At 68.4% G+C, this 5,140-nt stretch carries 6 protein-coding genes and 1 pseudogene; 3 read left to right on the forward strand and 4 right to left on the reverse strand.

Annotated elements, in window-relative coordinates:
• Positions 1–95: 95 nt before the first annotated feature.
• The 4 genes from AC30N0_RS00005 to AC30N0_RS00020 all read right to left on the reverse strand — a co-directional run bounded on the left by AC30N0_RS00005 (position 96) and on the right by AC30N0_RS00020 (position 2,557).
• Positions 96–875, reverse strand: coding sequence for a UDP-2,3-diacylglucosamine diphosphatase (locus AC30N0_RS00005; protein WP_489515891.1), 780 nt, complete (start codon positions 873–875; stop codon positions 96–98).
• Positions 876–879: 4 nt separating this feature from the next.
• Entirely contained in the window at positions 880–1,383 is a 504-nt protein-coding gene (locus AC30N0_RS00010; protein WP_489515892.1) for a peptidylprolyl isomerase, read from the reverse strand.
• Between the two features lies 1 nt (position 1,384).
• Positions 1,385–1,894 (reverse strand): peptidylprolyl isomerase, encoded by a 510-nt coding sequence (locus AC30N0_RS00015; protein ID WP_489515896.1) that lies wholly within the window; start codon positions 1,892–1,894, stop codon positions 1,385–1,387.
• Between the two features lie 75 nt (positions 1,895–1,969).
• Positions 1,970–2,557: a tetratricopeptide repeat protein gene (locus AC30N0_RS00020; RefSeq protein WP_489515893.1), complete on the reverse strand. Its 588-nt coding sequence runs from the start codon at positions 2,555–2,557 to the stop codon at positions 1,970–1,972.
• Between the two features lie 142 nt (positions 2,558–2,699).
• On the opposite strand from AC30N0_RS00020, the gene cysS reads away from it, so the two are divergent.
• The 3 genes and pseudogenes from cysS to AC30N0_RS00035 all read left to right on the forward strand — a co-directional run.
• On the forward strand, positions 2,700–4,076 hold the full coding sequence (gene cysS, locus AC30N0_RS00025; protein WP_489515894.1) for a cysteine--tRNA ligase: 1,377 nt from the start codon (positions 2,700–2,702) through the stop codon (positions 4,074–4,076).
• Position 4,077: 1 nt separating this feature from the next.
• Entirely contained in the window at positions 4,078–4,731 is a 654-nt protein-coding gene (locus AC30N0_RS00030; protein WP_489515895.1) for a DNA-3-methyladenine glycosylase family protein, read from the forward strand.
• Positions 4,731–5,140, forward strand: a pseudogene (locus tag AC30N0_RS00035) (acetyl-CoA carboxylase carboxyl transferase subunit alpha); the annotation flags it as partial. The gene AC30N0_RS00030 and the pseudogene AC30N0_RS00035, both read left to right, overlap by 1 nt.

Consider the following 5,140-nt stretch of genomic DNA (forward strand, 5'->3'; position numbering starts at 1 on the left):
GAACGGGAAGCGCGCCAGCGTGAGCTGCCAGAGCGCATCCGGAATGGCCCGGCGCTCGAGGGCACGGGCCCGGCGCCAGCGCTGCCACCAGGCGTTCACGGGGCCGGAGGGCGGGAGCCGGTCTCGGGCGCGATGCGCTCGAAGCCGCCGGCCTGCCAGCGCAGGACTTCGGCCCGGATCGAGTCGTCGCCGTCGCTGTGCCAGTCGCTGAGGACATGGCGAACGACCCCGGCGCCGAGCGAGTGGCTCGCCGGCGCATGGGTGTGGCCGTGTACCAGCGTCGCCGCGCCGGCAGAGCGCGTCCACTCGAGGGCGGTGGCGGCATCGACGTCGACGAACCCCGGCTCGCTCCTCCCGCGTCGGCGCCCACCTTTGGCGCGCATGTGGTTGCCAATGGATCGCCGCACCGACAGGGGCAGGGCGGCGAAGGCCCGCTGCAGGCCCGGCGAGCGGACGACCGCGCGATAGCGCTGATAGGCGGTGTCGTCGATGCACAGGGCGTCGCCGTGCGACAGCAGGACGCGATCGTCGAAGGCGAGGACCAGGGTCGGGTCGGCGAGACGCATCACGCCGCTCGCCTCCAGCATCGCGTCGCCGACGAGGAAGTCGCGGTTGCCGGGCATGAAGGCGACCGTGCGCGCCCGGGCTGCCTCGGTCAGCACCTCCGCGCAGCGCGCCTCGAAGCCGCGTTCGGCCATGTCGTCGCCGATCCACACCTCGAACAGGTCGCCGAGGATGAACACCGCGTCGGCGCGGGTATGGCGCATGTGCGCCGCCCAGGCGTCGAAGACGCGCGGCGTGCTCTCGGCCAGGTGCAGGTCGGACAGGAAATCGATGGCCCGCCAGTGCGCGGGCGCGGCGAAGGTGTCGTGCAAACGCTCAGGACACGACGGTGGCGCGGGTGATGGTCACGTCGTCGACCGGCACGTCGCTGTGGCCGCCGCGGCTGCCCGTGCGGACCTGCTCGATGGCATCGACGATCTCCTTGCCTGCGACCACGCGGCCGAAGACGGCGTAGCCCCAGCCCTGCGGCGTCTCCGACTTGAAGTTGAGGAACTCGTTGTCGGCGACGTTGATGAAGAACTGCGCCGTGGCCGAGTGCGGCGCCGAGGTGCGCGCCATCGCGACCGTGTAGCGGTCGTTGCGCAGCCCGTTCGATGCCTCGTTCTGGATCGTCGAGCCGGTCGGCTTCTGCAGCATCCCGGGCTCGAAGCCGCCCCCCTGGACCATGAAGCCCTTGATGACACGGTGGAACACGGTGCCGTCGAAGTGGCCGTTCTCGACGTTGGTGATGAAGTTCTTCACCGTCTCGGGCGCCTTCTCCTCGTCGAGCTCGAGGCGGATCGTCCCATGGCTGGTTTCCAGATCGACTTGCTTCGTCACGTCATTTCTCCACAGTGGCTTGCTTGATGGTGATCGGCTGCACAGGCACATCTCCGGGGCCGGTCGGCGTGGCGCGGATCTTGTCGACGACGTCCATGCCCTGGACCACCTTGCCGAAGACGGCGTAGCCCTGGCCGTCGCGCGACTGCGCCTGGTTCAGGAAGTCGTTGTCCTTCACGTTGATGAAGAACTGCGCCGTCGCCGAATTCGGATCGCTGGTCCGCGCCATCGCGATCGTGCCGCGCTGGTTGGGGAGGCCGTTGCGGCTTTCGAGCCCGATGGCGGCCCGCGTCGGCTTCTGCTTCAGGTCGGCCGTCATGCCGCCGCCCTGGATCATGAAGTTCTCGATCACGCGATGGAAGACGGTGTTGCTGTAGTGGCCGTCCTTCACGTACTGCAGGAAGTTCTCGACGGTCTTCGGCGCCTTCGCCGGATCGAGCTCGACGACGATGTCGCCGGCAGAGGTGGCGAGCTTGACCTTCTGCGCCAGCGCCGGTGCGGCGGCGGCCATCGCCACGAAGGCAGCGATCGAGACGATGAGCTTGGAGCGGGTTCCTGGCATCGGGTTCTCCGGAAAAGTGAAGGACTAACGCTTGGGTGCAGGACTGGCAGCACGGGGATCGGATGCGTCGGTCTGCCGGACGGACGCGGGAGCGGGCAGCTGCCGCGCCAGCGCCAGCTTGCGCGGCAGCGAGTGGCTCGAGGGTTCGAGGCGGAGCGCCCGCGCGTAGGCCTGCGCGGCCAGCATCACGTACACGTCGCCCAGATTCTCGTGCGCCGGCGCGTAGCCGGGGCTGAGGCGGATCGCCTCCTCGAGCGCGGCGCGAGCCTTGCCGTACTCCCCGGCGGCCGCGTGCACGGCGGCCAGGTTGTTGTGCGGCTCGGCGAGCTCGGGATACTCCTGCGCGAGCTGCATGAGCAGCACGACGGCGTCGACCCCGCGGCCATTGTCGGCCAGCACCACGGACTTGAGGAAACGCATCTGCGCGTCCTTCGGCGTCGTTGAGAGGTAACGATCGGCACGTTCGAGTGCTGCCGCCGACTGGCCGGCGCGATGCAGGCGCGTGACCTCGGCCAGCTCCTCCGCCAGGGCCGCCAACGAGGGCACCGGGACCGCGAGCAGGAGCAGCAGGGCGAGGGCTTTGAACCTGTATGGCATCGTCGCGGAACGCATCGCGGCGAAAGGAAATTGCCCTGCAAACGCGTGGACACTGGCCGCTATACTGACTCGATTGTAGGGTACGCACACGATGCCGAAGCCCTTCTCGCCGCAGTGCCCGAGGGCCGTTGCGCGGCGCGAAGCCGGCTCCCGCCGCATGACACTTCGCATCCATAACACGCTCACGCGGGCGACCGAAACCTTCCAGTCGATCGAGCCGAACCACGTGCGCCTGTACGTGTGCGGCATGACGATCTACGACCTCTGCCACATGGGCCACGCCCGCTTCATGATGGCGTTCGACGTCGTCCAGCGCTGGCTGAAGACCCTCGGCTATCGGGTGACCTACGTCCGCAACATCACGGACATCGACGACAAGATCATCCGCCGTGCGCTGGAGCGGAACATCGCGATCCGCGCCTTGACGGACGAGATGACCGTTGCGATGCACCAGGACGTGGCGGCGCTCGGCATCGAGCCACCGACGCACGAGCCGCGCGCCACCGAGTTCGTGCCGCAGATGCTCGACATGATCGGCGTGCTCGAGAAGAAGGGGCTGGGCTATCGCAGCAGCAATGGCGACGTCAACTACGCGGTGCGCAGGTTCCCCGGTTACGGCAAGCTCTCCGGCAAGTCGATCGACCAGCTGCGCGCAGGCGAACGCGTCGCGGTGCTCGACGGCAAGGAGGATCCGCTCGACTTCGTGATGTGGAAAGCGGCCAAGGAAAGCGAGCCCGCCGACGCGAAGTGGCCGAGTCCGTACGGTCCCGGCCGGCCGGGCTGGCACATCGAGTGCTCCGCCATGTGCAAGGCCCTCCTCGGCAGCCATTTCGACATCCACGGCGGTGGCCAGGACCTCACGTTCCCGCACCACGAGAACGAGATCGCGCAGAGCGAGGGAGCGAACGACGGTCCCTTCGTCAACATCTGGATGCACAACGGCTTCCTGAACGTCGACAACGAGAAGATGTCGAAGTCCCTCGGCAACTTTTTCACCATCCGCGACGTCCTCAAGCGCTACGACGGCGAGACGCTGCGCTTCTTCATGCTGCGAACGCATTACCGGAGCCCGTTCAACTTCAGCGACGTCCACCTGGACGACGCGAAGGCCGCCTTGCGCCGCCTGTACACCGCGCTCGACGGCACGGCGCCGGGCAGCGCGAGCGGGGTCGACTGGAGCGATCCGCGCGCGGCCGCCTTCCGGGCCGCCATGAACGACGACTTCAACACGCCGATCGCCGTGTCCGTGCTGTTCGAGCTGGCCGGGGAGGTCAACCGGACCCGCCAGGACGCCGACGCGTCGCTGCTGCGGGCCCTGGGTGGCACGCTCGGCGTCCTGCAGCAGTCGCCGCGCGCCTTCCTGCAATCGGGCAGCGGCATCGACGAGGCGCGCATCGCCGCCCGCATCGAGGCCCGTGCGCAGGCCAAGCGCGAGCGCGACTTCGCCCGCGCCGACGCCATCCGGGCCGAGCTCGCACGCGAGGGCGTCGTTCTCAACGACTCGGCGCAGGGCACGACCTGGGCGAGGGGCTGAGTTGGCGCCTGCCGCGAACCGCCTCGCCACGCCCGATTTCTGGGACGACGCGTGCAGGCACCTGACCAAGCGTGACCGGGTCATGCGCAAGCTGATCCCGAGCTTCGGCGACGGCCGCCTCGAAAGCCGGGGCGATGCTTTCACGACGCTCGCGCGCTCGATCGTCGGCCAGCAGATCTCGGTCAAGGCGGCGCAGTCCGTCTGGGACCGCTTCGTCGCGCTCACCAGCGGCTCGGGCAAGCGGCTCCTGCCCGCCGACGTCCTGGCGCTCGAGGCGGCACAGATCCGCGCCGCCGGCCTGTCCGCGCGCAAGGTCGAGTACCTGTGCGACCTGGCCCAGCACTTCCAGTCCGGCGCGGTGCAACCCGCCCGTTGGCGCGACATGGACGACGAGGCCATCATCGACGAGCTGGTCGCGATCCGCGGCATCGGGCGCTGGACGGCGGAGATGTTCCTGATCTTTCACCTGCTGCGTCCGAACGTGCTCCCCCTCGACGACCTCGGCCTGCTGAAAGGAATCAGCGTCAACTACTTCAGCGGCGAGCCGGTGTCCCGGGCCGAGGTGCGGGAAGTGGGCGATGCCTGGGCGCCGTTCCGATCCGTGGCCACTTGGTACATTTGGCGCAGTCTCGACCCCGTGCCGGTCACCTACTGATGAACAAGCGCCACTTCCTCGACTTCGAGCAGCCCGTCGCCGAGCTCGAGACCAAGATCGAAGAGCTGCGCTACGTGCAGAACGAGTCGGCAGTCGACATCTCCGAGGAGATCGACCGTCTCAGCAAGAAGAGCCTGCTCCTCACCAAGGACATCTACTCGGGCCTGACGCCATGGCAGGTGACGCAGATCGCCCGCCATCCGCAGCGGCCGTACACGCTCGACTACGTGAGCGAGGTCTTCACCGACTTCCAGGAGCTGCACGGCGACCGCGCCTTCGCCGACGACCAGTCGATCATCGGCGGGCTGGCGCGCTTCAACGGCCAGGCCTGCGTCGTGCTCGGCCACCAGAAGGGGCGCGACACCAAGGAGCGCGCCGCGCGCAACTTCGGCATGTCGCGGCCCGAGGG

It is taken from the genome of Rhizobacter sp., from assembly GCF_031412495.1.
In the GTDB taxonomy this organism is placed as follows: domain Bacteria; phylum Pseudomonadota; class Gammaproteobacteria; order Burkholderiales; family Burkholderiaceae_C; genus Schlegelella_A.